22 protein-coding genes, 1 other RNA gene and 2 pseudogenes are annotated in these 23,907 nt (G+C 63.2%); 11 read left to right on the top strand and 14 right to left on the bottom strand.

Annotated features, from left to right (window positions below; genetic code table 11):
* Positions 1 to 164: 164 nt before the first annotated feature.
* Positions 165 to 911 (top strand): FadR/GntR family transcriptional regulator, encoded by a 747-nt coding sequence (locus tag HW274_RS04395; RefSeq protein ID WP_396027389.1) that lies wholly within the window; start codon positions 165 to 167, stop codon positions 909 to 911.
* Here the strand turns inward: HW274_RS04395 and HW274_RS04390 are convergent.
* Positions 908 to 1,996 (bottom strand): alpha/beta hydrolase, encoded by a 1,089-nt coding sequence (locus tag HW274_RS04390; RefSeq protein WP_185989296.1) that lies wholly within the window; start codon positions 1,994 to 1,996, stop codon positions 908 to 910. The two genes, HW274_RS04395 and HW274_RS04390, sit on opposite strands and share 4 nt — an antisense overlap.
* Positions 1,997 to 2,210: 214 nt before the next feature.
* Between HW274_RS04390 and HW274_RS04385 the strand changes: the two genes are divergently transcribed.
* Positions 2,211 to 2,930 carry a FadR/GntR family transcriptional regulator gene (locus HW274_RS04385; RefSeq protein WP_185989295.1) on the top strand — a complete coding sequence of 240 codons (720 nt, stop codon included), beginning with the start codon at positions 2,211 to 2,213 and terminating at the stop codon, positions 2,928 to 2,930.
* Positions 2,931 to 3,399: 469 nt separating this feature from the next.
* Here the strand turns inward: HW274_RS04385 and HW274_RS04380 are convergent, their stop codons facing one another.
* On the bottom strand, positions 3,400 to 3,615 hold the full coding sequence (locus HW274_RS04380) for a hypothetical protein (protein ID WP_185989294.1): 216 nt from the start codon (positions 3,613 to 3,615) through the stop codon (positions 3,400 to 3,402).
* A gap of 167 nt (positions 3,616 to 3,782) precedes the next feature.
* Complete coding sequence (locus HW274_RS04375) at positions 3,783 to 3,932, bottom strand: hypothetical protein (RefSeq protein ID WP_185989293.1); 150 nt, start codon at positions 3,930 to 3,932, stop codon at positions 3,783 to 3,785.
* Positions 3,933 to 4,824: 892 nt separating this feature from the next.
* On the opposite strand from HW274_RS04375, the gene HW274_RS13000 reads away from it, so the two are divergent.
* The 6 genes and pseudogenes from HW274_RS13000 to HW274_RS12780 all read left to right on the top strand — a co-directional run bounded on the left by HW274_RS13000 (position 4,825) and on the right by HW274_RS12780 (position 10,140).
* Positions 4,825 to 5,091, top strand: coding sequence for a helix-turn-helix domain-containing protein (locus HW274_RS13000; protein ID WP_141759096.1), 267 nt, complete (start codon positions 4,825 to 4,827; stop codon positions 5,089 to 5,091).
* Positions 5,088 to 7,361: an RNA helicase gene (locus HW274_RS04365; protein ID WP_185989292.1), complete on the top strand. Its 2,274-nt coding sequence runs from the start codon at positions 5,088 to 5,090 to the stop codon at positions 7,359 to 7,361. The genes HW274_RS13000 and HW274_RS04365 overlap by 4 nt, the downstream gene beginning before the upstream one ends.
* A gap of 82 nt (positions 7,362 to 7,443) precedes the next feature.
* Positions 7,444 to 7,755: a hypothetical protein gene (locus tag HW274_RS04360; protein WP_141759098.1), complete on the top strand. Its 312-nt coding sequence runs from the start codon at positions 7,444 to 7,446 to the stop codon at positions 7,753 to 7,755.
* A complete protein-coding gene (locus HW274_RS12995) occupies positions 7,688 to 8,335 on the top strand; it encodes a plasmid mobilization protein (protein ID WP_396027388.1) in 648 nt (215 codons plus the stop codon). The genes HW274_RS04360 and HW274_RS12995 overlap by 68 nt, the downstream gene beginning before the upstream one ends.
* Positions 8,250 to 8,768: pseudogene (locus HW274_RS12990) on the top strand (relaxase/mobilization nuclease domain-containing protein); the annotation flags it as partial. The gene HW274_RS12995 and the pseudogene HW274_RS12990, both read left to right, overlap by 86 nt.
* A 412-nt stretch (positions 8,769 to 9,180) precedes the next feature.
* Positions 9,181 to 10,140, top strand: a complete 960-nt coding sequence (locus tag HW274_RS12780) for a hypothetical protein (RefSeq protein WP_185989291.1) — start codon at positions 9,181 to 9,183, stop codon at positions 10,138 to 10,140.
* An 82-nt stretch (positions 10,141 to 10,222) separates the two neighbouring features.
* Here the strand turns inward: HW274_RS12780 and HW274_RS04345 are convergent, their stop codons facing one another.
* Entirely contained in the window at positions 10,223 to 10,849 is a 627-nt protein-coding gene (locus HW274_RS04345; RefSeq protein WP_185989290.1) for a hypothetical protein, read from the bottom strand.
* 112 nt (positions 10,850 to 10,961) lie between these two features.
* Entirely contained in the window at positions 10,962 to 11,810 is an 849-nt protein-coding gene (locus tag HW274_RS04340; protein WP_185989289.1) for a hypothetical protein, read from the bottom strand.
* 162 nt (positions 11,811 to 11,972) lie between these two features.
* On the opposite strand from HW274_RS04340, the gene HW274_RS04335 reads away from it, so the two are divergent.
* Positions 11,973 to 12,215 (top strand): helix-turn-helix domain-containing protein, encoded by a 243-nt coding sequence (locus HW274_RS04335; protein ID WP_234415187.1) that lies wholly within the window; start codon positions 11,973 to 11,975, stop codon positions 12,213 to 12,215.
* Between the two features lie 242 nt (positions 12,216 to 12,457).
* Here HW274_RS04335 and HW274_RS04330 read toward each other — a convergent pair whose 3' ends face one another.
* A complete protein-coding gene (locus HW274_RS04330; protein WP_070661689.1) occupies positions 12,458 to 13,003 on the bottom strand; it encodes an antirestriction protein ArdA in 546 nt (181 codons plus the stop codon).
* A gap of 209 nt (positions 13,004 to 13,212) precedes the next feature.
* On the opposite strand from HW274_RS04330, the pseudogene HW274_RS12985 reads away from it, so the two are divergent.
* Positions 13,213 to 14,223, top strand: a pseudogene (locus HW274_RS12985) (recombinase family protein); the annotation flags it as partial.
* A 548-nt stretch (positions 14,224 to 14,771) separates the two neighbouring features.
* Here HW274_RS12985 and ssrA read toward each other — a convergent pair.
* The 5 genes from ssrA to ftsE all read right to left on the bottom strand — a co-directional run bounded on the left by ssrA (position 14,772) and on the right by ftsE (position 18,942).
* Positions 14,772 to 15,142, bottom strand: a transfer-messenger RNA (tmRNA) gene (gene ssrA, locus HW274_RS04320).
* Positions 15,143 to 15,307: 165 nt separating this feature from the next.
* A complete protein-coding gene (gene smpB, locus HW274_RS04315; RefSeq protein ID WP_185989288.1) occupies positions 15,308 to 15,844 on the bottom strand; it encodes an SsrA-binding protein SmpB in 537 nt (178 codons plus the stop codon).
* 155 nt (positions 15,845 to 15,999) lie between these two features.
* Positions 16,000 to 17,316 carry a peptidoglycan DD-metalloendopeptidase family protein gene (locus tag HW274_RS04310; RefSeq protein WP_004565298.1) on the bottom strand — a complete coding sequence of 439 codons (1,317 nt, stop codon included), beginning with the start codon at positions 17,314 to 17,316 and terminating at the stop codon, positions 16,000 to 16,002.
* A 6-nt stretch (positions 17,317 to 17,322) separates the two neighbouring features.
* On the bottom strand, positions 17,323 to 18,240 hold the full coding sequence (gene ftsX / locus HW274_RS04305) for a permease-like cell division protein FtsX (RefSeq protein ID WP_075255225.1): 918 nt from the start codon (positions 18,238 to 18,240) through the stop codon (positions 17,323 to 17,325).
* Between the two features lie 12 nt (positions 18,241 to 18,252).
* Positions 18,253 to 18,942 carry a cell division ATP-binding protein FtsE gene (gene ftsE, locus HW274_RS04300; protein ID WP_004565300.1) on the bottom strand — a complete coding sequence of 230 codons (690 nt, stop codon included), beginning with the start codon at positions 18,940 to 18,942 and terminating at the stop codon, positions 18,253 to 18,255.
* A gap of 215 nt (positions 18,943 to 19,157) precedes the next feature.
* Here ftsE and HW274_RS04295 point away from each other — a divergent pair, with 215 nt between their 5' ends.
* On the top strand, positions 19,158 to 19,718 hold the full coding sequence (locus HW274_RS04295; RefSeq protein WP_075255224.1) for a TY-Chap domain-containing protein: 561 nt from the start codon (positions 19,158 to 19,160) through the stop codon (positions 19,716 to 19,718).
* Here HW274_RS04295 and HW274_RS04290 read toward each other — a convergent pair.
* From HW274_RS04290 to HW274_RS04280, 3 genes are all read right to left on the bottom strand, one after another.
* Complete coding sequence (locus HW274_RS04290; protein ID WP_075255223.1) at positions 19,711 to 20,415, bottom strand: single-stranded DNA-binding protein; 705 nt, start codon at positions 20,413 to 20,415, stop codon at positions 19,711 to 19,713. The genes HW274_RS04295 and HW274_RS04290 overlap by 8 nt on opposite strands.
* Positions 20,416 to 20,582: 167 nt before the next feature.
* Entirely contained in the window at positions 20,583 to 22,085 is a 1,503-nt protein-coding gene (locus tag HW274_RS04285; protein WP_185989287.1) for a GTPase, read from the bottom strand.
* Complete coding sequence (locus HW274_RS04280; protein WP_185989286.1) at positions 22,082 to 23,683, bottom strand: ABC transporter; 1,602 nt, start codon at positions 23,681 to 23,683, stop codon at positions 22,082 to 22,084. The genes HW274_RS04285 and HW274_RS04280 overlap by 4 nt, the downstream gene beginning before the upstream one ends.
* Positions 23,684 to 23,907 lie beyond the last annotated feature (224 nt).

Genomic DNA, 23,907 nt, shown 5'->3' with positions numbered 1-23,907 from the left:
TCGCGAACTGCCGTCCCACCGCTGGGGCGAGTCGTTCGACGAGCGGAATCACATCGTAGTGACCAACAATGATTGACAGAGCAAGAACCGTGGCCGACACCAAGAAGAGCAGCACCATGAACAGAGCCTCCGCACCGCAAGCAAGCACCACCGCAGGAAAAGAGATGAACCTCACGTCCGCAGTTGATGAGCCGATCATCCCTCACGGCCCCTACTCCACGCTGATGGCGTCGCCCACCACCCAGGCGGAGGCCACGATGGCGGAGATCAAGAACTACATCCTGCGCTCCGGTCTGCAGATGGGTGACGCGTTGCCCACGGAGTCCCAGCTGTGCACCGACCTGGGAGTATCCCGCTCCTCCGTGCGCGAGGCCGTCCGCACCCTCGTCGCCCTGGACATCGTCGAAGTACGCCACGGACACGGAATGTTCGTCGGCCAGGTCTCCATGCGACCCATGGTCGAGTCCCTCATCTTCAAAGGCCTCCTCAACCCCGGAGACGACCACCGCGGACTACGCGACATCGTCGAAGTACGCATCACCCTCGACAACGCCCTGGCCGAACCCGTCACCCACGCCTGGCACAACCGCCACGACCCCGAACTCGACACCCTCGTCGACAACATCGAGCACCTCGCCTCACAAGGCAAGCTCTTCACCGACCAGGACCGCTGCTTCCACACCCGCCTACTCCAACCCCTCGACAACCACCTCTACCTCCACCTCACCGAAGCCTTCTGGGCCATCCACACCCTCACCGTCCCCCTCCTGGACGCCCCCAAGCTCGAAGACCTCACCAGCACCGCCAAAGCCCACCGAGCCATGCTCCAAGCCGCCCACGCCGGAGACACCCCCGCCTACCGCAAAGCCATCACCGACCACTACGCCCCACTCCTCGCCGTCCTCACCTAAGACAAACCAGCGAAGAACCCCTCCGTCAGAGCCGGATAGGTGCCGGCCTGTGCCACGGCCACGACATTGAGGCGCGGGTCCTCCGGACGAAGCAGCCTGTCCATCCACAGGTCGCGTGCCGCCGTCAGCCCCTGCGCGAGCCATCGCGCGTTGACGAACTCCATGGCGTGAGTGCCCCCGGGGTAGACGTGCAGCTCGGCGTCTCCGCCATCGCGCCACACCCTGGAGGCGAAGGCGACGTCCTCGTCCCGGAAGACCTCGGCGGAGGCCACCGAGATGAACAGCGGCGGCAGCCCGCCCAACCACGCGGCACGGGCGGGGGCCTCGTAGGGGGTGACCGAGTCCGTGCCACGCCGCTCCCCCAGCGCCGCGTCCCAGGCGACGTTGTTGTACGCCGTCGGCCAGGTGCCGTCGTCCGGGTACTGACGCGCCGAGACCGAGCCCTGCCAGTGCGGCATGCCAGTACGGTCATCCAGCATGGGGTAGTCCAGCAGCCCGCCGAGAACGGCCGGCCCTCGCCTGTCTCGCGCCATGAGAAGCGTGCCGGCGCTCAGCCCGCCCCCGGCACTCGGCCCGACGACGATGACGCGCTCCGGATCGGCACCGAGCTCCTCAGCGTGCTCGACCGCCCAGCACAGCGTGGTGTAGCAGTCCTCGACGCCGGCCGGTGCCGGATCCTCGGGTGCCAGACGGTACTCGGGGCTGACGATAACGCCCCCGTACCGCCGCAGCCACGGGACAACGGTCGACAGACCGTTGAAACGGCACCCCATCACCAGCCCTCCCCCGTGCAGGGAGAGGAACAGGGGGCCGGGGCGGCCCACGCAGGCACCCTGGGCGCTTCGTGCAACCGCGGCGGGAAGCGTCGTCCCGTCCTGGCGAAGGACGTCAACGTCCTCCAGGTCGATGTCGGGGTGCTTGAGCAGGAAACTCGCCCGGACCTCGTCAGCCGGTAGGCGCCAGCTCGGGATCTTCTGCACCGTCATGGTCCCGAAGACGCCGAGCGGCTCGATGCGCTCGAGCAGAGCGGCGGTGGCACTGTCGTAGGCAGGACGGGCGGGGAGCTCCTCATGCGTGCGGGACATGCCGTAACTGTTGCACTGTGAGCGCTGTGGCGGCAACTCACTCACAATCAGTCACTTGCCTACGTTACCGGTACCCGCCGCCATCCGGCCAACGATGGGTCCCTCGATGACGCCCGCCCTCAGTGCGGCATCCGCCCGGAGCCTCGAGATCGTACGGGTGAGGCCGATTCGACATTCACCAGCGTAAATGAACCAAAAGTCGGACAATGGGGTCATGCAGATATCCCGCGGTGTCATGTCCGGCCTCACCACCACCCCGATGACTCAGTCATCCACGGCGATGGCCGAGATCAAGAACTACATTCTCACCAAGGGCCTGCATCCTGGTGACGCGTTGCCCACGGAGTCCCAGCTGTGCACCGACCTGGGAGTATCCCGCTCCTCCGTGCGCGAGGCCGTCCGCACCCTCGTCGCCCTGGACATCGTCGAAGTACGCCACGGACACGGAATGTTCGTCGGCCAGGTCTCCATGCGACCCATGGTCGAGTCCCTCATCTTCAAAGGCCTCCTCAACCCCGGAGACGACCACCGCGGACTACGCGACATCGTCGAAGTACGCATCACCCTCGACAACGCCCTGGCCGAACCCGTCACCCACGCCTGGCACAACCGCCACGACCCCGAACTCGACACCCTCGTCGACAACATCGAGCACCTCGCCTCACAAGGCAAGCTCTTCACCGACCAGGACCGCTGCTTCCACACCCGCCTACTCCAACCCCTCGACAACCACCTCTACCTCCACCTCACCGAAGCCTTCTGGGCCATCCACACCCTCACCGTCCCCCTCCTGGACGCCCCCAAGCTCGAAGACCTCACCAGCACCGCCAAAGCCCACCGAGCCATGCTCCAAGCCGCCCACGCCGGAGACACCCCCGCCTACCGCAAAGCCATCACCGACCACTACGCCCCACTCCTCGCCGTCCTCACCTAAGACAACCCAGCGAAGAACCCCTGGCGGCGCTTTCCCGACGCAACACAACGGAGCCCCCACCACCCGCAATGGGTCGTGGGGGCTCCGTGCTACATTCCTGAACGCTGTATTCGCCTGGTATCGCTACCGGGCACTGACAGGCATTCTTCGCTGGAAACTCATGTGCTGGTGGGGCTCAGGGAGCACGTGTCGAACTCATCCCGGCGCAAGACCACCTACTGCTGGTGGCGCTGTCTGCGTAAGGCGGCGATGCGGCAGAAACAGACTGGAGCACCACTCAGCTGGGTGCCTCGTGTCATGATGGCCGCGAAGTGTCTTCGGTACCTCATGTAGGAATGCCCGCGTAGCCCGGTGGTGGTCAGGAGGCTTTCCTGAGTCGTACACCTTGTGGACGTCGGGCAGGATGCTGGGGAGCTGGGCGAGGCAGGTGCTCGTCGGTCTTGTCCTTGGCCAGGCGGATGAGGACGTCCTAGAACTCGATGATGCGGCGGGTGATGGCAGCGGGATTGAGCTGGTTGCGGTAGGAGATCAGGTCAGTCTTCTGAGCCTTGGTCAGGGCGTCGGTATCCAGGAGCCGGCCTGGCGGAGTGCGGGGAGCGTCGTAGAGGCGCTTGCGCCTGCCGGCCTTGTCAGCGCCCCACCCAACGGGCCTTGCGAGTGGGAGTCTAGGGGAGTACAACTTCACGTTGACCTGCTCCCAGAAGGGCAGGACCTCGCGCTCCTCGCTGGTGTCGTAGTGGTTAGTAAGTCGGCGTAGCGGCGTACCAGGTGGTTGCCCGGGGCTCGATGATGGCCTGGTCGTTCTTCCTGTAGGGGCGCGAGCGGGCGGGAGTAGATGCCCCGGTTCCCGGCTCAATTCACCACGCCGTGGTTGATGAACTCCGAGCAGCCTACGAAGTTCATGCCCAGGACGGGCAACGGCAGGAAGTCCACAGCAGCTTTCAGGGCGAAGATGATGAGTCTTGTCGGCGACGCCTGCGGATCGAGCGGGTGAAAGTCCATCCCGTGAGCACGTCAGTCATATTCACGGTCCGGGTGAACTTCTCCTTTGAGGGTCGGCCCGCAGTGGGCGACGGTGACAGGCTTCGAAGAACCCAGGCTCGGCCACGAGCCTCGCCAGCCGGCCTTACGGATCTTAATGGAGTCGCGCAGCAACGGACCGGCCATGGTCGTTGACTTGCCCCGCAGCTGGTCGGTGGCTCGCACCGGGGCAAGTTAGTGACCGATGGCCTGTTGCGCTCGTGGCCACTCGGCTCACTTCTGGCTGTGGGCTTGCAGCGGAGCTCGTCGTCGAGCTCACGACCCACCTCCAGCAGGCCTGGCAGCAGCGGCATGGACTCCTTGAGAATCTTGCCGCACTGCCCGCCACTGGCAGCCCACACCTCCAAGGTGCCCGTCAGGAATACCTGCGGACCCCTGCCCTAGCCTGCATCAGGCAACCTCATGCCACGGTCCACGGACTTCGCGGGCATCCTTGATGAGTCTCGGCGGTGGGTTGATGGACTTGACGGGACGTGCTAGGATAGGTCGCGACAACTTAATCAAATCGCGCCCGACGGATCGGGCACCCGCTCCTCTCACTGAGCAGCCGTTAGGCTCGAGCGGGTACGGGTGGGGACGATGGCTGCGCCCCTTAGGAATTGAAGTAGGCCAAAGCCGGACTGGACCGGTAGCGTGTGGGGTCTCGTAAGCCCCTTAAGAGATTGCTCGAGGAACGTCCACCTCACCGTCGAAGCCCATGGTTTCCAGACAGCATGGGGGAAGACGAGAGTCAACCTGTAAACGGGCGAGGTACCAGCTGACCAAGAGTCAGCCAGGGGCCTCCATCTGGTGACATTGGCGTGAAAGACAACGCCAGCTACGGGAATGTCGACCAGAGATCGCAGCACACATCATGTGTGCTCGTCTCTGGGAGGAAACTGTGGCTAAAACGCAGCACAAGGGTGTCGCAGACGATGATGTCCACGCTCTGACATCGGTTCAGGCAGGCGATTTCCTTGGACTATCACCTAAAACTCTCGCAAACTGGCGAGCACAAGGAGTAGGCCCGTCATATATACGATACTCGCACGGCCGAGCAGGCCGCATCGCCTATCGGCATGATGACCTTATTGCTTTCATGGAAGCCCATCGCGTTGCTACCGCTGGCGGTGCACGATGAACATACATATCGAACGGCAATTAAGTGGTGCCGAGAACCTCGATAGCGTCGATTCGTTTGGTGATGCTGGACAGGCTGAAGCGGTCGAGCGTCACATGTCAAACACTGTCTGCAACTCTGTAGGAGAAATAGCGGAGGCGGATCTTGGAACCGCGCTGTTGGACGACGGCTCTGTATCTGCACTGACGCAGTGCTGCAACGACACTCCAGCAAGGATCGCCGTCGATCCCATCACGGACGAACTCCAGTTCGAATCTCAAGGGCATCCCTACACGTGCGCGGGCGATCCCTTGGATTCGCCCGCGCACGAGGGGACTGCGTCAGTAGATCCATCGGTAAAGACACATTCAGTCGCCAGCTTTAGCAACATGGAGATCACCTCTAGTTGTTACGAACCGGGGTTCAAAGTCGTAAATTCAACCCAAGATGATCAGGATGCGTCGACTGCGTTCTTTGTCGGATGGAAAAAGAAGGAAAGTAGTGATCAAAAGAAAAGAGCTCGACAGCAAAGCACAGTCTTCAGCATCATGCAGTACCGACGCCATCCCGATACAGGTCAGATCCTTCTTACGCAAGAGGGTATCGACGCCGCGATTAAGGAGCTAGAAAATCAGGGAGTTCTTGATAGATATGCGATGATTTGGCAAGATCGCTGCCCAGTGGAGGAGCGGTCAGAGTATCCAGAGGACTATCCTTCATCAACTGTTGATCTTAAGCCAGTTCATCTGCACCTCGCCCTCATTCTGAATGTACGTAAATCTATTCGTTCAGTTTCTGATCTCTTTCACATTCCTGCGTCTAGGATTGAACTTGGTGGCACAGCGGTTGCAATCCATGGCGAGTCAATTGCAGGTAAAAATAGTGCAGCGCAGAAAGCTTTTTGGCACCTGTGCACCTACCTGACGCACGAACACTTTAAAAACCTAAAAGCTCGCGATTGCGGAAAAACACACAAGTTCATTTACCCTAGGGCGGAGGTTAGGTCTAACTTTAACTATTCCGATTTTCTTGATGCTGGCCTTCCTGGGGGTAGCGGCTCCACTTCCGGAAAGTCGAAAAAGCTGAAGAAAATACTGGAGCTTGCGGTAACTTTCGACGGAATGACTCTTTCGGAAGTTCGTACGAAAGCTCCAGAACTTTGGACTAATCCAGGTGCGAAAGCACACTTCGAGAAGCTGCGCGGAGACTATCTTTCGCACTTACCCGCTCCAGAACAGGTAATTAACTTCTACATTTGCGGCCCTGGCGGTACCGGAAAGGATCTCCTTGCTAAGGCGCTCGCTCGTTCACTAGCGCCGGAAACTAAGCTACCTTACTTTAAAATTGGTGGTGAGAATGTTTCTTTTGAAGGCTATGATGGCCAGCCTGTTGTAGTCTGGGAAGATTTCCGGGTCGCTGACATGATTCGAGCAACCAGAGGGCGGGGCACTTTATTTCGCATTCTTGGTCCATGGCGCGAGGCGGAAGAAGCGCCGGTTGTCAACATCAAGATGTCTAAGACTCAGCTCGTTAATCGAATCAATATCGTTACGGGACCACAAGAATACGATGTTTTCCTGCGAGGACTCGCGGGTGAGTACACGTCGATGCGAGGCGGAATTGCCGTTAGGCATGAAGCAGAGAACTTGTCTCAAGGATTTCGGCGGTTCCCGATCATCATCCCAGTTGATGAGCGCGAGTTCTCTATTTATATTAACCTTGGCGTCCTTAATGGCACCCGAGAATACCAAGCATATGAAAAATTTGAGCATATGCGTCAGGACTTGGAGACTCTGCGGCGACGTTGCCGAGGCATTCAGGATGTGGCTGACCGTATTCGTACCATTGAGGAAATCGAGCGGCAAACGGTTGCTCCAATAGTTGAACAAGCTGACCGACTCGTTAACTCATCCGACACAGCTTCAATGGAGGACGTGTTAGCGGAGTTTGCGGATTCAGGGAAGTCGTTCACACCTATCTCATCAACTCCTTCCACGCCTGCGACGTCTGAATCGATTGAGGACGCTGGCCTTGAGACAGCAACTCTTGAGGAGGAAGCGCGACGTTCGCGTGAAGCAAACTTCCGCACCCAGGCTCGAAAACAGGCGGAAGAGGAAGACAAGGAGCGGCGCGTTGCGCTCGCAATGAAGGGAGAGTTTCCAGGTCCTGACGAGAAGTTCATCAGTAGTCGAACTAGCGAGATCTACTTCCAATTTCTAACGGAAATGGGCGCGCAGGATCAGGACGTTTCCTTGAGAACCCTACAGTGGACCAGTCCTTGGGAGGCATGACTTCAAACTAGAACGCTTGTTCAATGTTATCAAGATACTTGAGTAGATGCGGATATCTGATGTCAATCGAAAGGAGCTTTAAATGTCGGAGACGAACTCTTTTGATGAGTTGGTCCCTGCTGAGCAGAACGGTGGTGGGCGTTTACGCAGGTCAGGAACTCAGTCCGTCAAGGACTGCCAGGAAGTTGATTTGGGGTGCCTTGAGTCGTTGCGCCGGGAGTATGCGGAAATCTGCGAGCGTTTGGTTGGTGAGGTTATGCGCTCTCGAGATGAGAGGCATGCTGAGTTGATTGCTCGCATTAGGTCCGGGTTTGAACGAAATAGTGATGCCCCCAAGCAGGGCACGGAGAGCGAGCGCCACCAGGGCGTTGCCGGTGGTGGTCACCATGGCTGAGCGATGTGTGGCTGAGTGGGACTCGCTCGCGAGTCCCGTTTCCCCTCCGCCCGCAGCGAGCGTAGCGAGTGAGGACGGAGGCCAGCGGGGTTTGGGGAACGAGGGCGGAGCCCGATTGTTCGACAAATCCCCTGCTGGCCTCTCTTCAGAACCGGCTCAGAAGGAAGATCACCGTGCCGGTTCTGTCTCCACCACGCGGCGGCATCGGGAAGCACTGCGCGTGGTGGAGGGCAGGGAGACGCTCGATGCTCGCATCGCTGTGCGTGTCTCCCTCGCTGAGCTCGACGCCGTCAGGCGTCGAGCTCGTGGGCTGGGCGTCAAGCCCAGTGCATGGGCACGGGCGGTACTGCGTGATGCGCTGGATACCCGACGCCATGAGGCCAGGGATCTTGCGGCTCACGCTGTGGCGCCTCGGCCCGCTCCCGAGGTATCCGAAGCTGTTGAGCAGTTACGGCGAGTAGGTGTGAACCTCAATCAGGTGCTCCGTCGAGGGGATGTTGTTGATGCAGATCTGTTGTGTGAGTTGCGGGATGCGGTCTGCACCCTGCGTGGGTCACTGGGTGACAGGACGGTGGTGTGAGATGTCGATAGTGAATGTCAAGAGCTCGAGGTGTGTCGCGAGCACGGTTCATTACGTGCTCTACGGATCAGGCAAGCAGGGCAGGCAGCGTGCTGCTGCCAAGCAGCACCGAGCAGCGGCGCTTTCCGTGTCCGTGGCAAACGGGAGTACTGACCCGAGTGAGTTCGTACGAATGACTCAGGCTCACAACGACGCTTGCAGTCGAAAGGTGGAGGCCTATACCTACATTCTTGCCTTCAGCCCTGACGAGTTCGATGTGCGCAGTTCCGAAGACGCCCAGCGGGTCTGCGACATCGCTGAGATGCTCACGAACCGGATGCACAGTGCTGACTATCTCATCGCGGTGCATAGCGACGCTAAGGGGCATCATCTTCACGCTCACATTGTCGTCGCTAACCACGACAATCTGACGGGAAAGTGCCTAAATCGCAACACGAGCTGGGCACACGGGGTGCGCCAACTCAACGATGAGCTCATGCAGGAGCTTGGCCTCCAGGTGTTGCCGGATCCAGGAAGGCCTAAGCCCGACTGGGACCAGCGTCGCGAGGACTTTGAGGCGGGCGGGTTCGAGCAGGTGCTAGGCGACATCGTCGCTGACGCCCTCTCCGATCCTAGATGCGTTGACCAGGCAGCTTTCGAAAGCATTCTTGCAAATAACGGCATCCGCCTTGCGGTGACCAAACGAGACGGCTGGAGCTACAAGATGCGCAGAAAAGACAGCGGAAAGTTAGGCAGACGCAAGGCCTCCTCCCTTACCCCAGAATTCACCTCTGAAGGTGCTCAGGAGATCTTCGAGTACCACGCCAAGAAGATGAAACACAACCCTCACACGAAAGGAAACAGTGATGGGGATTCTCAAGCAGATACAGGAGCAAGACGAACGGAACGCAACTACGGAGATCTTGCCCGACTTGATCTCGAGGCTCGACAGCGTAGAGCAGCATCTGTCCAAGCTCACAAAGCACATCTCGGATCAGACAGCCTACATAAAGAGCATCGACGAGAATACGACAGCACAGTTGGAGAGCCTGTTGATCTCGCATCCAGGCGAGCAGCACTCGACCGAGTTCGTCGAGATGCGGAACAGGCTGAGCGAGATCGAGAAGACGATCGCCGCCGTCGCCGAAACGCTCACCGCATCACGACACGTGACACTCCCCGACGGTACGACCGTACGATCAGCAGACTTTCAGGCCTACAACTTGACACAGAGGATCAACAACCAGCTCAAGACGATGGTTTCGAGCTGTGACCATCTCGCTAAGGAAGTCCGTCAACGCGGCACTGTTCGCATCAATACCGACAAACTCACCCAGCATTGCCTTGACGTCCTCGATAGACGACTAGCTGTGGCCGTCGAGGGCCCTTTACAGAGTGTCGAGCACAGATTGGACGGCCTTGAGGGACGTGTGTCATCTCTGGGCGCCAAGGAGATCTCTCGTGCCGTCGGCGAGGTTGAGCGGGTAACCACCAAAACCGACGAACTGACGGAAGCGATGCGAGACGCCGAGCTTCGTATTGGCAGACTCTCAGCCCGAGTGACTTGGGTGAGCGCAGGACGCATGTGCCTTGCGCTACTTCCACTTGCTGTAGTGCTTCTGGTGGTTGGAGGCCTGACCATGGGGGCCTTCCACGCGCTCGGCATGGGCCCCCTTCTGGGGTGGGCGTGGGCATCGTTCGCAGCGGCTCAGGCATGGTGGGCCAAGGCACTGATCGCACTGGGGACGCTCAGCTGCGTTGCGGCCTTCGCCTGGCTCGTCTGGTGGATCTCGCACCGGCTCGCCGATGAGTACGCGCGCTGGTAGCAATCACGACGTACCGAAACAGTGGGGCCCTGAGACCGTTGCGACGGCCTCAGGGCCCCACTGGCACCTCCGCGGAACCAGGTCACATTGTTGTGAGCAGGTGGATTGTCTGGCCGGCGGCCAGGGAGATCAGGGGAAGGAATCCTCCTAGAGGTGTAAACGAGATGACGATCATGATGCCTGCTGTGATGGCGCTTCTTTTCGCCAGGGTTCGTAGCGGCAGGTCGAGCTTCGTGGCGATGAAGCCAAGCAGTACAGCGGGAATGGCCCATACCAGGGTGGGGTTGATGAAGGGGAAGAGGAAGCCCGCGAGGTACAGGGGGTTGTCCTCGAGTACTTCTTCGGTAGTGGCACCCTTGAGAACTTCGATCATCATGTCGAGCCCAAGCACGTCGGCCACTGTGGCTAGGGTCAGGCAGAAGGCACCTACAGCCACTAGACCGGGCGCGAGTTCTCTAGCATGTCGTCCCGTTGGGCTGTCCCATTGAAAGCGTAGCCACCCCCAGAACCGGCTGTTGCAAGCAGCCTTGGTGATGACCAGCGACACGGGAACGAAAGCCACCGCCAACATGACTATCACCGCGAAAGCGACTGGGAAGATGACGTCGCGATCAGGGGCGACCCCCATCACGGGCTTGCCTGTGGCGACGATATTCGTGGAGATCACGTCTATCGCCCTGAACGCCACGGTGATCAGTGCGATCCACACGAGCAACAGAGCCCACCACCGCTTACGTAGCACGCGGCCGAGCGTCCATGAGCGGGATTGTGCACCTCTCATCTATGTCTCTCCTCGCGGGCGCCTCGAGAGCCAGTTGAGCCTACTTCTTCTTGAGCCAGTTTCCTGAGGTGTCTCGCTCGTACTTCTTGGTCTTGTTGTTGACGAATCCGATAGAGCCGTCCTGCATCACGGTAATACCGACCTCGGCGATACCGTCGCGGTGCTTGCCGTCGTACATCTGGAAGGTCATGTCGGTGGAGGCCGATGTGTCATCGAAGCTCGAAGCGCAGGACTTCACGATGGTGAAGCTGCTCGTGGAAGTCATGTACAGGCCCTTCTCGGGATTGGATTCGTTGAGCTCTTTGTTGTCAAAGGAGTCTGTCTTCCCTGGGAACAGGAAGGCGGCCACGTTCTGGGCGGGCGTCTTCTCCTCGCTGCTTCCAGTGCCTTCCTGCTCGAGCTCGGCCCGACGGGTGCTGAGATCAGAGGCGCGGTCCTTGGTCTCTCGCTCGATATCTGCCTCACTGGCAGTATCGCCGAGTTCCTTTTTGACATCCTTGCGGATCTCGTCCTCGGTGGCGCCTCCGAACTCCTCGCGCAGCTGTTCATCGACGTTCTTGGCCCTCTTCGTCGCCTGCTGCTCCTTGGTCTGCTCGGGCGCTGATGCGACGGCCTCACCGCCGCTCGCGTAGGTAACCGCGCCATCGACAGCGCACATACTCGATGAGTCGAGCTTGTGTGCGGTGAAGGTGACGCCGGTGACTGGGACCTGATTGCCGTCCTTGGTGACGACGTCGATAAGTCCCTGAGGCACCTGGGCGGTCGCTGCGCCCTTGGAGACGAAGTTGCTCAACGAGGCGAACTCGTAAATCTGGGCTGACGGACTACTCGCACCGCCTGAGGCGCTGCCGGACGGGGCGGTGGCGGCTGAGCACCCGGTGAGTGACACAGCGCCTGCAAGCAGGGCAAACGCCAGGACGGTTCTGGAGGGGCAGGACACAGGGATACCTCGATTCGGTTGGTGGTTCAGCACGATCATACGGAACTCATCGCTTCCAGTGGAAGCGATGAGTTCCTGGAATCGATGGATTCCGCCTCTCACGATGGGGACGTGGCGACATCGTTGAGGCAACGGCTTGGTGCAAATCTGCGCGCCGAGCGTCGTCGCCGTCGGCTCACGCAGGAGGACCTGGCTGAGCAGCTTGGGGTGACAGCCCGATACCTGGGCGGCATCGAGCGGGCGGAGCGCAACATGACGCTCGACTCTGTTGACGCCTTGGCCCAGGAACTTGGGATCGACGCCCTGGACCTGCTGGCCAGCACACCCTCCGAAGGGCTGGCTCAGCGCCCGTAGAGACGCTGAAGGACTGCTGGACCCGGACTCAGTGATGAGGCCACGGCGCTCCAGCTCATTGCCCCGAACTGGACAAGCTCACGCACGCGGACAGCGATCGCCACATCCACAGCGTCACGCAGTGCCGCCAAGTCGCGCAGCTCCGCCTCCCCAAGCGACATGCTGGGGTCACCCACGTGCCATCTGAACCGTGCGACATGGTCGCACGCATTCGACTCCACACTCACAACGACACCCCTCCTCTACAGGTTGTGGAAGACGAAGACACCGCCGCAAGGGGCATCGACAACGGTGAAGTCGTGCCGGCAGTCGCGCTCGTACTTGTCCCAGTCGAAGTGCCGGACAGCGTCCTCCGGCCACTGGTAGAACACGCCGCAGTCGTCGGCCCAGGACTCCACGAACTCACGGAATGAGTCCCAGCAGCCCTGATCGGCCTCCTCGAACTCGCTGGCCGACGGCACGCCGTTAACGTCCAGGGAAGGTGAGCAGTTCTCGTACCAGGCGAGAAGCTCCTCCCAGCGGTCACTTCCGACGTCGACGAAGATCTCACCCCAGGCAGCCGCCCGCGGCTGCGAGATCTTACTGACGCCACGTGGGAGGTACTCAGAGTCGAGCGCGAGCACCTCTTCGCAGCCTGGGTATACATACTCCTGGCCTCCGTGGACCTCGGCGAGGGTAACCTCTTCGATCATGTCGCAGGGGAACCAGCGGCCGACCAGGTGGCCGCTGTTGTTGCAGCTCAAGCATCCGAGCCACACAGCGGGCTGAGCATCGGTTTTCATTGACATTGGAACCTCCCAAGTAAGGAGAGGTCGGGCTGCGATACTCCAGTCTCGGTAAGGACACTCACGGGAACAGCCCGACCACCTCTATTGCCAACCTCGGGCCGTCGGCGACGGCCCCCTGCTCCCACCCCATGGCCGGCCTGACCTTCAGTGTGACGATCACGCCGTAGGATTGTTGATGAGACTGGACGAGGAGGAAAATCGTGAGGCCTATGCCCCCGTACAACGACAATCAGATGGTCGTTGCGTACTACCGGTACTCCTCCTCTTCCCAGAACGAGGCCTCTATCGAGCAGCAGCGCGAGATGGTCCACAAGTGGGCGAAGTCACAGAGTCTCGTCGTCGTGAACGAGTACGAAGACGCAGCCAAGACCGGCACCAACGCCGACCGGCCCGGCTACCAGCTCATGCTGCGCGAGCTCCCGAAGATCAAGCCCGCCTACGTCGCGGTGTGGAAGAACGACCGTCTGGCACGCAAACGCACCGAGCTGATCCTGGTCAAGCAGACAATCCGCAAGGCCGGTGCCCGTGTGCACTACATCGAGGGAATCTCCCCCACCGACTCACCCGACTCGGTTCTCATGGAGGGAGTAGCGGACGCCTTCGCCGAGTACTACTCGCTCCAGCTCTCAGCCAACATCCGACGAGGCCAGCGGTATAACGCCGAGCGGGCGCTGAGCAACGGCCACAAGATCTTCGGCTTCTCCGTGGGCTCCGACAAACGGTACGTAGCGGACCCGGAGACCGCGCCCATTGTCACCCAGATCTTCGACGACTACGCCCACGGCGTCTCAATGCAGAAGATCGCGGATCGTCTGAACGCCCAGGGCATCCGCACGATCCGTGGATACCAGTTCACACCCAAGAACCTGAACAAGCTTCTGAAGAACCGCGCCTACATCGGCGAGTACTCCTTCGGGGAGCACGTCATCGAGGACGGCATGCCCCGCCTCGTCGCCGACGACGTCTTCGAGCAGGTCCAACGCAGGTTCGCAATCAACAAGCGTTGCGGGGCCAAGACAAAGGCCGAACTGGCCGCCCAGGGCGAGGAAGCGCCCGTCTACTGGCTCACGGGGCGCATGTACTGTCTGACGTGCGGCGAATCGATGGAGGGCGTGAGCGGCACATCCAAGACAGGCCGAACCTACCGCTACTACTACTGCCTCAATCAGCGCAAGAAGAAGTGCTCAGCCAAGACGTTGCGCAAGGACGAGATCGAGACCCGCGTCATAGAGATCATCGAGTCCTTCCTCCATCAGCCTGAAATGCTGGCCTCGCTGGCTGTCGACCTAGCCGACCACTACCGCAAGACCCACGAGCGCGGCGATGAGGTCCTCAATGCGCTGGAGGCCCGCAGGAGGGACATCGAGGCCAAGCTCGCCAACTTCGTCAAGGCGATCGCCCAGGGGATCTTCAACGCGTCGACCGCTGAGGCCATGAACGCCCTGGAGGCCCAGAAACAAGAACTCGACGCCGCGATCCAGACCGAGCGTGTCAAGGCAACCCTCTTCGAGGACGAGGTCTCAATCGGATCGTTCTACAAGAGGTTCGCCGAAGCTACGATCGACACCGTCGACACACGCGATCAGCTGTTCGACTACTTCGTCGACAAGGTCTTCGTCGGGCCGAACCAGATCGTCATCGTGTCCTACTACTACGACAGCGAGAAGCCCATCGAGTTCGAGGACCTGGAAGAGGCCCTTCTCAGCGGTGACAGAGCGGAGGAAGTGCGAATGTATGCCCGAAAGCACGAGTTCGACACTTCCCCCTCAAGTGGAGATGGGGGGAATCGAACCCCCGTCCGACGGCCGCACAACAGGACTTCTCCGGGTGCAGCTCGCTAGCGTTTTTCTCAGCCCCGGCGTCTCACGCGAGCAAGGACGCCGACGGGCTCAGTCGATGAAAAGTCCCGAGAGCCCTACCGACACGGGCTCTCAGCAGTGGCTTCCTAGATGACGCCAGGAACCGGGGCGGAAGCGCTCCCCGGGCTGACGGACTTCGAGGCTCGCTCAGGCGGCGAGGGCGAAGTCGGTGCGAGTGTTATCGGCACCTATTGGTTCGCGCAGAGCGTTGACGAGATGACTGCGCATCCTCGACCCGCTTCTCCTGAACCTACGACCGTCGTCGAAACCGATCATCCCCTATGGAAGTGTCACCGGGCTCCCGCAGGAGACCAGGAACGCGCTCTCAACAGAGCCAGACCACTCTAGCAGAACCAGGAGACGAGAGCACTGAGGGCTACTGCTCCGTTCCTCACGCGGCCGGTCAGCAGATAGAAACGCTCAAGGAGCCCTGCTCCCTCCTGCCTCAGCCCCGACGCCGGTTGGCGGCTGCCATGGCCCGGGCCGCCTCCCGCTTGTCCTGCGCCTCACGCAGCGCCTGACGCTTGTCCCAGTCCTGCTTACCCCGAGCCAGGGCGATCTCCAGCTTGGCGCGTCCCCCGATGAAGTACAGCTCCAGCGGGACCACCGTGTAGCCCTTGGCCTGAACCCTGGTCGCAAGGCGCTCCAGCTCGCTGCGGTGCAGGAGCAGCTTGCGCTTGCGACGCGGGGAGTGGTTGTTCCACGTCCCCTGCAGGTACTCGGGGATATGCGCCCCCTGGAGCCAGGCCTCGCCATGGCGGTCGATCTCGATCCACGCCTCGGTCAGCGAGGCCCGCCCCATGCGCAGCGCCTTGACCTCGGTACCCGTGAGGACCAGCCCCGCCTCGTAGCGGTCCTCGATGAAGTAGTCGTGGGTCGCCTTGCGATTCCGGGCCACCGTCTTGTGGGCGTCGGAGGCGGCCTTCGCCTTCTGCCCGGCCGTTGGCTTGGGCGCCCGAGTGGACTTGGAGGCAGGGGTCATCGGCCTGTCCTTTCACGAGTACGGGATGGCTGGCGCTCCCATGTCAGCACGGCCCGGAGTCCCCTCCGAGCGGGCCGAGCCCGACCGGGGCATCGTGGCGCGACACGACGACGCGCAGGGACAGGAGTCTACGGGCCCCGTCAAGAACGACCCGACTAGAAGCCGGGCAGGGACATCGGGTCGATGTACGCCCCGTCCTGGGCCACCTGGAAGTGGACGTGCGCCCCGGTGGCATAGCCGGTTGAGCCGGTCGCGCCGACGACGTCGCCGCGCTTGACCTGCTGGCCGTCGGCGATGCTGCGCGAGGAGAGGTGGCACAGGGTGATGACGTAGGAGTGCCCGTCAATGATGCCGCCGTTGATGTCAATGCCGATGCCACAGGACTCGGAGTCCCAGTAGGTGGCCACCCCGGAGACCGCCGCGTACTGGGGAGTTCCCTCACTCGCGGCGAAGTCAACCCCCTGGTGCCCTGTGGCAACACCGGTGACCGGGTGGACGCGGTACCCGAAGGGCGAGGTCACCTCGAGCGGGCCGGTGATCGGGTGTCCGATGTACCCGCTTCCCAGGGAGTCGGCGCCGATCGAGCTGGCGGGGACAGAGGGCATCGTTCCGGCGCTCGCCGCGGCCCGGTTGGCGGCGTCGATCTGGGCGACTCGTGCGGCCGCTGCCGCAGCATCGGCGTTGGCCTGGTTGAGCTGGGACTGCAGATCGCTCTTACGGCTCTCCAGCGCCTCGGCGGCCGACTTCTTCTGGGCAGCCAGCTTGGCGACCTCGTCCCGCTTGGTCTTGGCCGCGTCCCGGGCGGCCTTGGCGTTCGCCTCGGCGGTATCGGCCTCGGTCTTGAGCGTGCTGACTCGCGTGGTGGCAGCATTCTGCCTGGCCTCACGGTTGGCGTTCTGAGCACGCTCGACCTCGGCGGCGGACAGTACTGCTTCCTGGACCCCCGAGCCGATCTCAACCGCGGAGGCGCGCTGGCTGAGCTCCTCGACGTCCTGAGAGGCGAGGACATAGCTCCATGAGGTCACCGAGTTGTCCCCCTGATAGGTGGACACCACGATCTCCGCCACAGAGTCGGAGGTCTCCTCGGCCGTCTTCTTGGACGCCTCGGACTCCTTCTTGACCGTCTCCAGGCTGTTCTGCGCCGTGGTCAGGCGGTCACTGGCGATCTGCTGCTCCCTCTCCTTGGCGGCCAGATTCGTCTCAGCGGTGGTCAGCTGGGTCTCCGCGGTGCTCAAGGAGGCCTGGGCGTTCTGAAGCGAGATGTATGCCTGCCCCAGATCGGCACTAACCCCCTCCAGCGAGGACATCACCTGCTGCTGCTTGCGCTGCGCCTCGTTCTGCTTGGCAACGGCGTCGTCTCGCTCATCAGCCAGGGAGATGTCCCCGGAGTAGAAGAAGACGAGGCTGGCGGCCGCCAGGGCGCAGACTGCGGCACGCCGGCGTGAGCGGCGCAGGAACAGACGAGACAGCATGTGAGATCAGATCCTCGTGTACTTGGACAGCGATAGGGCGGAGGAGACCGCGGCCAGCGCGATGGCGGCCAGGATCAGCCAGGGCGACAGGAAGAGGACATCCCTGGTGCTGATGAAGGCGCTCGTGAAGGAGATGGATGAGGCGAGCCACCCCTCCACGACGTAGCGGACTCCCAGCCACAGCGTGGCCACGGCGAGAATCGCCCCGGTGAGGGCGGCGATGACCCCTTCGAGGATGAAGGGCAGCTGGATGAAGAGGTTCGAGGCCCCCACCAGACGCATGATCCCGGTCTGTCGGGAGCGGGACATGGCCGACAGCCTGATGGTCGTCGAGATGAGCAGCACCGCGGCCACCGCCATGATGGTCGCCAGCCCTCCCGTGATCCAGGAGGCCCGGTTCATCACGAGGAAGAGCGGCTCGAGGGTGGAACGCTGGTCGACCACCCGCTCCACGCCGCTGTGCCCCTCGAACTGCTCAGCCACCAGCTTGTAGTTCTCGGCGTCCTTGAGCTTGATGCGGAAGGACACAGGCATCATGTCCTCCGTCGCGTTCCTCCCGACGGCGGACTTGGCGTAGGCCTTCATGAAGTTCTGATAGGCCTGGGCCTTGGTCTCCATCTGGTAGGACTTGACGTAGCCGGAGGGGGCGCCGCTGGTGATGAGGTTCTCGACCTCGCTGATCTGAGCGGCGGTGGCCTCGCCGTTGGCGCAGCTGGAGGAGGCCGAGGACTTGGGGCACATGTAGACCGAGACCTCGACCTTGTCGTACCAGTCGCCCTTCATGGTCGAGATCTGGCTCTGTAGCAGCGACGAGGCCCCGACGAAGAGCAGCGACACGAAGGCAACGAGAATCACGGACACCGTCATCGCCAGGTTCCGGTACATGCCCTTGGCGGTCTCCGACAGGACGAAACGCAGTCTCACAGTTCTTCTCCTTCAGCGGTCCGAGCCGTAGACGCCGCGGTCCTGGTCGCGCACGACCTCGCCGCCCTTGAGCTCGATGACGCGTTTACGCATCTGGTCGACGATCTCGTCGTCGTGAGTCGCCATGACGACCGTGGTCCCCTGCCGGTTGATGCGGTCGAGCAGACGCATGATCCCGACCGACGTCGAGGGGTCCAGGTTCCCGGTGGGCTCATCGGCCAGGAGGAGCTTGGGCCGGTTGACCATGGCCCGGGCGATCGCCACGCGCTGCTGCTCACCCCCGGAGAGCTCGTGCGGCAGTCGCCTCTCCTTGCCGGCCAGCCCCACCAGATCGAGGGCCTCGGGCACAGCAGAGAGGATGTAGTGGCGCGGCTTACCGATGACCTGGGAGGCCAGCGCCACGTTCTCCAGGACGGTCTTGTTCTCCAGGAGCCGGAAGTCCTGGAAGACGAAGCCGATCTCCTGCCGCAGCTGGGGCACCTTCCACGAGGAGATCTTCGACAGGTCACGTCCCAGGACGTGGATGCGTCCCTTGGTGGGGCGCTCCTCCCGGATGACCAGCCTCAGGAAGGTCGACTTGCCCGATCCCGAGGCGCCGACAAGGAACACGAACTCGTCACGATTGATCTTGATGTCGACGTCGTCGAGCGCCGGACGCATCCCCCGGTCATAGACCTTCGAGACGTGGTTGAAGCGGATCATCTGCTCGTTGCTCCCCTGCTGCGCCCCGAGCACGGCACTCGGGTTCATGGCGTTGTGGCCACCGTATGCGCCGACACGCCATTTTTCCGCCGTGACACGCCCAGCGTCGATGTGGCTTGTGATGGCCGGGACGCGGCGTGATCCTCCTGTGATCCCAGACCTCGACAACCCCAAGCTCCAACCACTGACCGGCAACGCACCCTAGGCTTGGCAGCATGAGTGAGACCTCCCTATCGCCCGCGCTGACACGCGCCTTCGAGGATCGCGTCGACCTGGGTTCCTGGGCGGGCTTCACCTCGTCGCTGGCCCGATTCCTCGACGAGGTGTGCAGGCCGCCCGCGCAGCGGGGAGAATCCGTCGAGGCCGCCATTGACCCCTCCGGCGGCACCCTGCTGCTGACTGCCCCGCTCCCCATGGTCAAGCCCGAGGAGCTGGTTCCCCAGGGGCGCTGGTCGCAGCTGCTGGCGAGACTGTCCCTCATCACTCCCCCGGTCCCCTCCCCGGACCTGCCGGGCGTGGTCCTCGTCGGACGCTCCGACGGCATCGAGGTCTCGCTACCCGAGCTCGATGCGCAGGGACGGGTGCTGCTGGGCCCCACCGAGCGCAGAATCCTGGGTGCGATCGGTTGGCAGGAGAGCCATCACGTCTTCGCCAGGCTGCTGTCAGACGCAGACGAGACCGCCGACCTGGTGACCCGCATCCTCATCGAGGTCCTCGAGGTCGCCCATCCCGCAGACCTGGACTACCTTCTGCGCGCGCACTCCGACATCAACTGACCCCGAGGGCCTGCTCGACGAGATCATCGGCGAGCTCATAGACGGGCCACGACTCCCCGGACTGATCTTCAGTGTGCGCACAGGCCGGATCGATGACGAAGGACTCAGGGCTCTGCGCGTGCGTCGGGCTGGACTGACCAAGCCCGGTGGACTCAGTGAGCTCGGTGGACTCTGCGGACTCCTGGGCAACTGCGGACCCCGGGGCCGGTGAAGCCGATGCGTCCGAGGCCGCCGCCTCAACCTCCCAGTGATCCGACGGGACGCGCTCCTCGCTACCGGGCTCGAGCTCGGCATCACCGGTTCCCGCCCCCGAGGAGGCCGACGGCGCCGACTCCGCGGCTCTGACGCGCGCAAAGCGGGACTCCCCTCTGGTCAGGTCGTGACCGGCGGACTGAAGCGTGATGACGTTGGTCTCGTGCTTCCTGCCGTTGTTCTCCCAGGACTCCTGGGAGAACCGTCCGGTGAGCAGGACTGCGTCCCCTTTGCGCAGGGAATGGCTCAGATTGGCGGCGAGCTGGCCCCACGCCTTGGCGGTGAACCAGATCGTCTCGGCATTGTTCCAGCCCTGCTCAGTGCGGTAGGTGGGGGTGACGGCGACGCGGAAACGGCAGTAGGGACGGGCATTGTCCCCGACACGGGACAGGACCGGATTGGTTCCGACGACGCCCTGGACGGTGAGGTCGAGCTGACGAGTCATGAGGGGCTCCTTGGTTGTGGGCGGGCGGCCCTCTGCCGCCTCTTCACCACAACGGTGCTCGGCCCGTCCCTCAGGTGCCCAGCCGGCCCCGTGCTCAGTCCCCACCTCTGTCTCACCGAAGGGCAGGCTCAGGGCTGTGGCCACACGGCGGCCTTGCACAGACGGGGTTAGAGCCCCAGAGCCGATTGCAGCACCCGGTGCTTGTCCAGGATCTTGCCGGCCGGCTGGCTCAGTCCCCGCTCAACCACGGACTCCAGGCGGTCACGCACCCGTTGTCCATAGCGCTGCGCCTCACGGCGCGCTCTGCTGCGCCGGCGCACCGTGGCGACCAGCAGCGCCATGAGACCGACGGCGATGAGGCAGACCGGGGCGATCTCGATGCTGCGGTGCAGGACCTCGAGCCCCTCTCGCACCACGGAGGCGGTCAGCCATGACACCCCGCCGAGCACCATGAGCAGGCCTCCCCACCACAGCAGGTCGATCAGCGGCTGGCGGTGCCCCGGCAGCGCCACTGACCCGACCGCCTCGGCGGTCTGCCCCGCCAAGGTCTCCGGGGTAACGACGGAGGCCTCCAGACTCCGGGCCCACGTGGGCGGCAGCCCCTGCGAGGTGCGGTGGACCCAGGTGGAGTGGGCCGAGGACACTGCGGTGCGCGAGGGTGGTTCGGGACGGGCCAGGGCCCTGGGAAGCACCCTGGACAGCCCTGCCCTCACCGAGTCCTCCACCGCCTGGGCGCCGGAAGCCTGCAGCAGCACCTTGGTGGTCTCCTCGGTGAGCTCGGCATCAAGCTCCACCTTGTTGCGAGCCACCGTGGGACGCAGGCGACGGGTGATCGCGTCGAGCTCGGCCGAGGCCGTGCGTGCCGCGTTGGACTCCCGGGCGACGCGCTGACGCAGCATGCTGCGCACGACATCGAGGTTATCGCCGCGCACGGCCGAGACCGGGAGCACCTGAACCTGACTGAGCCCGTCGTCCTTGAGAAGAGAGCCGACGTCGTCGAGCAGACTCGCCAAGCCGCTCTCCGGGAGGGTGTCCACCTGGTTGACCAGGACGAGCATGTCCTCCTGGCGGGCGCCCAGTCCGCGCAGGTAGCCGTCGTGCAGGGCCGCGTCGGCGTACTTCTGAGGATCGACCACCCACACGAGGATGTCTGCCAGCGGAACGAGGCGATCCACCTGTAGGGAATGCTCCGTCGTCACCGAGTCGTAGTCGGGGACGTCGAGCAGGACCAGGCCGGCCATGGAGCCCTGGTCCTCGCCGTCAAGGATCGAGTCCCTCCGGATTCGCCGTTCCGAGGAGACCCCGAGGAAGTCCAGGAGCGGGCCGGCGTCGTCACCCCAGGAGCAGGCGGCGGCCCGCGAGGTCGTGGGGCGACGCGCGCCGACATCTGCGAAGTTCAGCTGGGTCAAGGCGTTGAACAGCGACGACTTGCCCGAACCGGTGCCCCCGAAAAGCGCTACGACGGTGTGATCCACTCCCAGCGCCAGACGCTGGGCCACGGCATCGAGCGCCTTGTGAGCAGGGATAGACAGGGAGGCCGGGACCTCCGTGGGGCACAGGCGCAGCGCCTCCCGAACCGCGCTGAGACGGGCATCGAGGTGCTCGGCGTCGAGCACCTCGAACCCTGTGTGCGCCGAGGAGGTGGAGGGGACGGATTCGGAATGGCTCATGCTATGGCTCCGGGACGGGTGAAGGGCTTTAGCTCGCCCGAGCGCAGACGCAGCGCAGCGGCGAACCCAGGGGCGGGGGCGAGCGAGGTGGCCGCCCCCTTGGGGACTGTGGCAGTCAGCGCCTCGGTGACCGCTTCCACCAGAAGAGCACTGGCCTGAGCGGTCTGCTCCTCCAGTCCCAGGCGTCTGGCGGATGCAACAGCCCCGTCAACACCGGCTGCCGCGGAGATGAGGAGGTCGATGACACTACCGGGGCTCAGTCTACGGATGTCCTGCGGGCTCTCGATATTGGCCTCCAGGTAGCCGACCCAGGCCTCAATGGTCGCGGCTGCGTCATCACCCTGCCCCAGGAGCCTGCGGGCATGCTCCTCGGCCCCCGCCTCGGCCCAGGCCCTACGAGCCTCGGCGCTCAAGGCGATCATGGCGGCCTGGAGCTGGTTGGCCAGGGCCTCGCGGGCATCGTTGGCCAGCTGGGAGAGCCCCTCGGCCCGGGCCTTGTCCGCCCGCCCCAGGAATCCTCTGCGCAGCCTGCCCCCCTGGGCCAGCGAGGCCAGGGGGCCTCCGGACGAGGCCAGGGTGATCCACCGGGTGGCGGTGGCGCCCTGGCCTGCTGAACCGGCCCTGATGTCGGCGCTCAACGCCTCAATGGCGGTCTCCCTCAGCTCCTGGCACGTCCTCTCCAGCTCCCGGGCCACCGCGTCCTGGGCGTCGACGTCGTCGGCCAGGCGCTCCAGGTCGACGCGCAGAGTGCTCCACACCCCTCTGCCGGTACGCCGCACGAGACCGGCTGCACGGTGACGCCCGGCGAGGAGCTGCAGCCAGTCACGCAGCTCGCTGACGCCGTCACCCGACAGGAGCCCCTCGTGCGGCCCGGCGTCCGGGACGACGAAGAAGGGCGCCTCCGACAGCCCCAGCCCCTGCAAACGGGTGATGAGATCCCGACGCACCTCGGGCAGGATCTTCGCCGGTACCCGGTTGAGAACCACGCCGATGGGGGTCTCGCGGCGCGCGGCCTCCTCCAGCGTCGTCCACGGCGTCTGGTCGCCGTAACGCGCCGCGGTGGTGACGAAGAGCCACAGGTCGGCGGCCTCCAGCAGCCTGCCGGCCAGAGCCCGGTTGGCCTCGTGCACGGAGTCCAGGTCCGAGGCATCGATCAGGGCCAGGCCGGCCGGAATGGCAGCGGAGACCTCCTGGCGGCAGACCTGGGTCAGAGGGTGCTCGGACAGCGAGTCCATATCCTCAGGATTGGCCACCAGGACAGGGGTCCGAGTGGTGGGCCGGAGTACTCCGGCAACTGAGACCTCCTGGCCGAGCACGGAGTTGACGAGTGTGGACTTCCCGGCCCCCGTGGATCCCCCAACCACCACGATGGAGGGAACATCAGCATCCTGGAGGCGGGGAATGACCTGGTCACGGACCTGTCCGATGAGACCGTCGCGCAACGTGCGCGCAGCCTCGATGCCGTCGGCACTCAGGGCCAGGTCGAGGCGCTCGAGGTCCCGGACCAGGTCGGACAGGACATCGAGGAGCTGAGCGCGACTCAGGGCGGAGACGGGGGTGTCGTCCTTGGAGTGGCGCGAGGGGACAGGAGCGGGCATGTGCCAACACTATGAGCACAGCGCAGCAGAGTCGACGATTGATCTCGACAGTTCACACCACATGTGTCGCAAGCTCAGTGAGAATCTCCTGTCACTCCGCTGTGACCACCGCGAGCGCGCGCCGAGTCCCCCTCGAGAAGGGGGATGACACTCTCAGACGGGCCGGGAACGCAGCCGTCGACCGCGTCCTCCACAGCGGTGCGTTAACGGGGCGATGAGGCGAC

The organism is Actinomyces sp. oral taxon 169, assembly GCF_013394715.1.
Lineage (GTDB): Bacteria > Actinomycetota > Actinomycetes > Actinomycetales > Actinomycetaceae > Actinomyces.
Note: the sequence above shows the minus strand (reverse complement) of the source record. Positions and strands in the feature narration are given on the sequence as shown.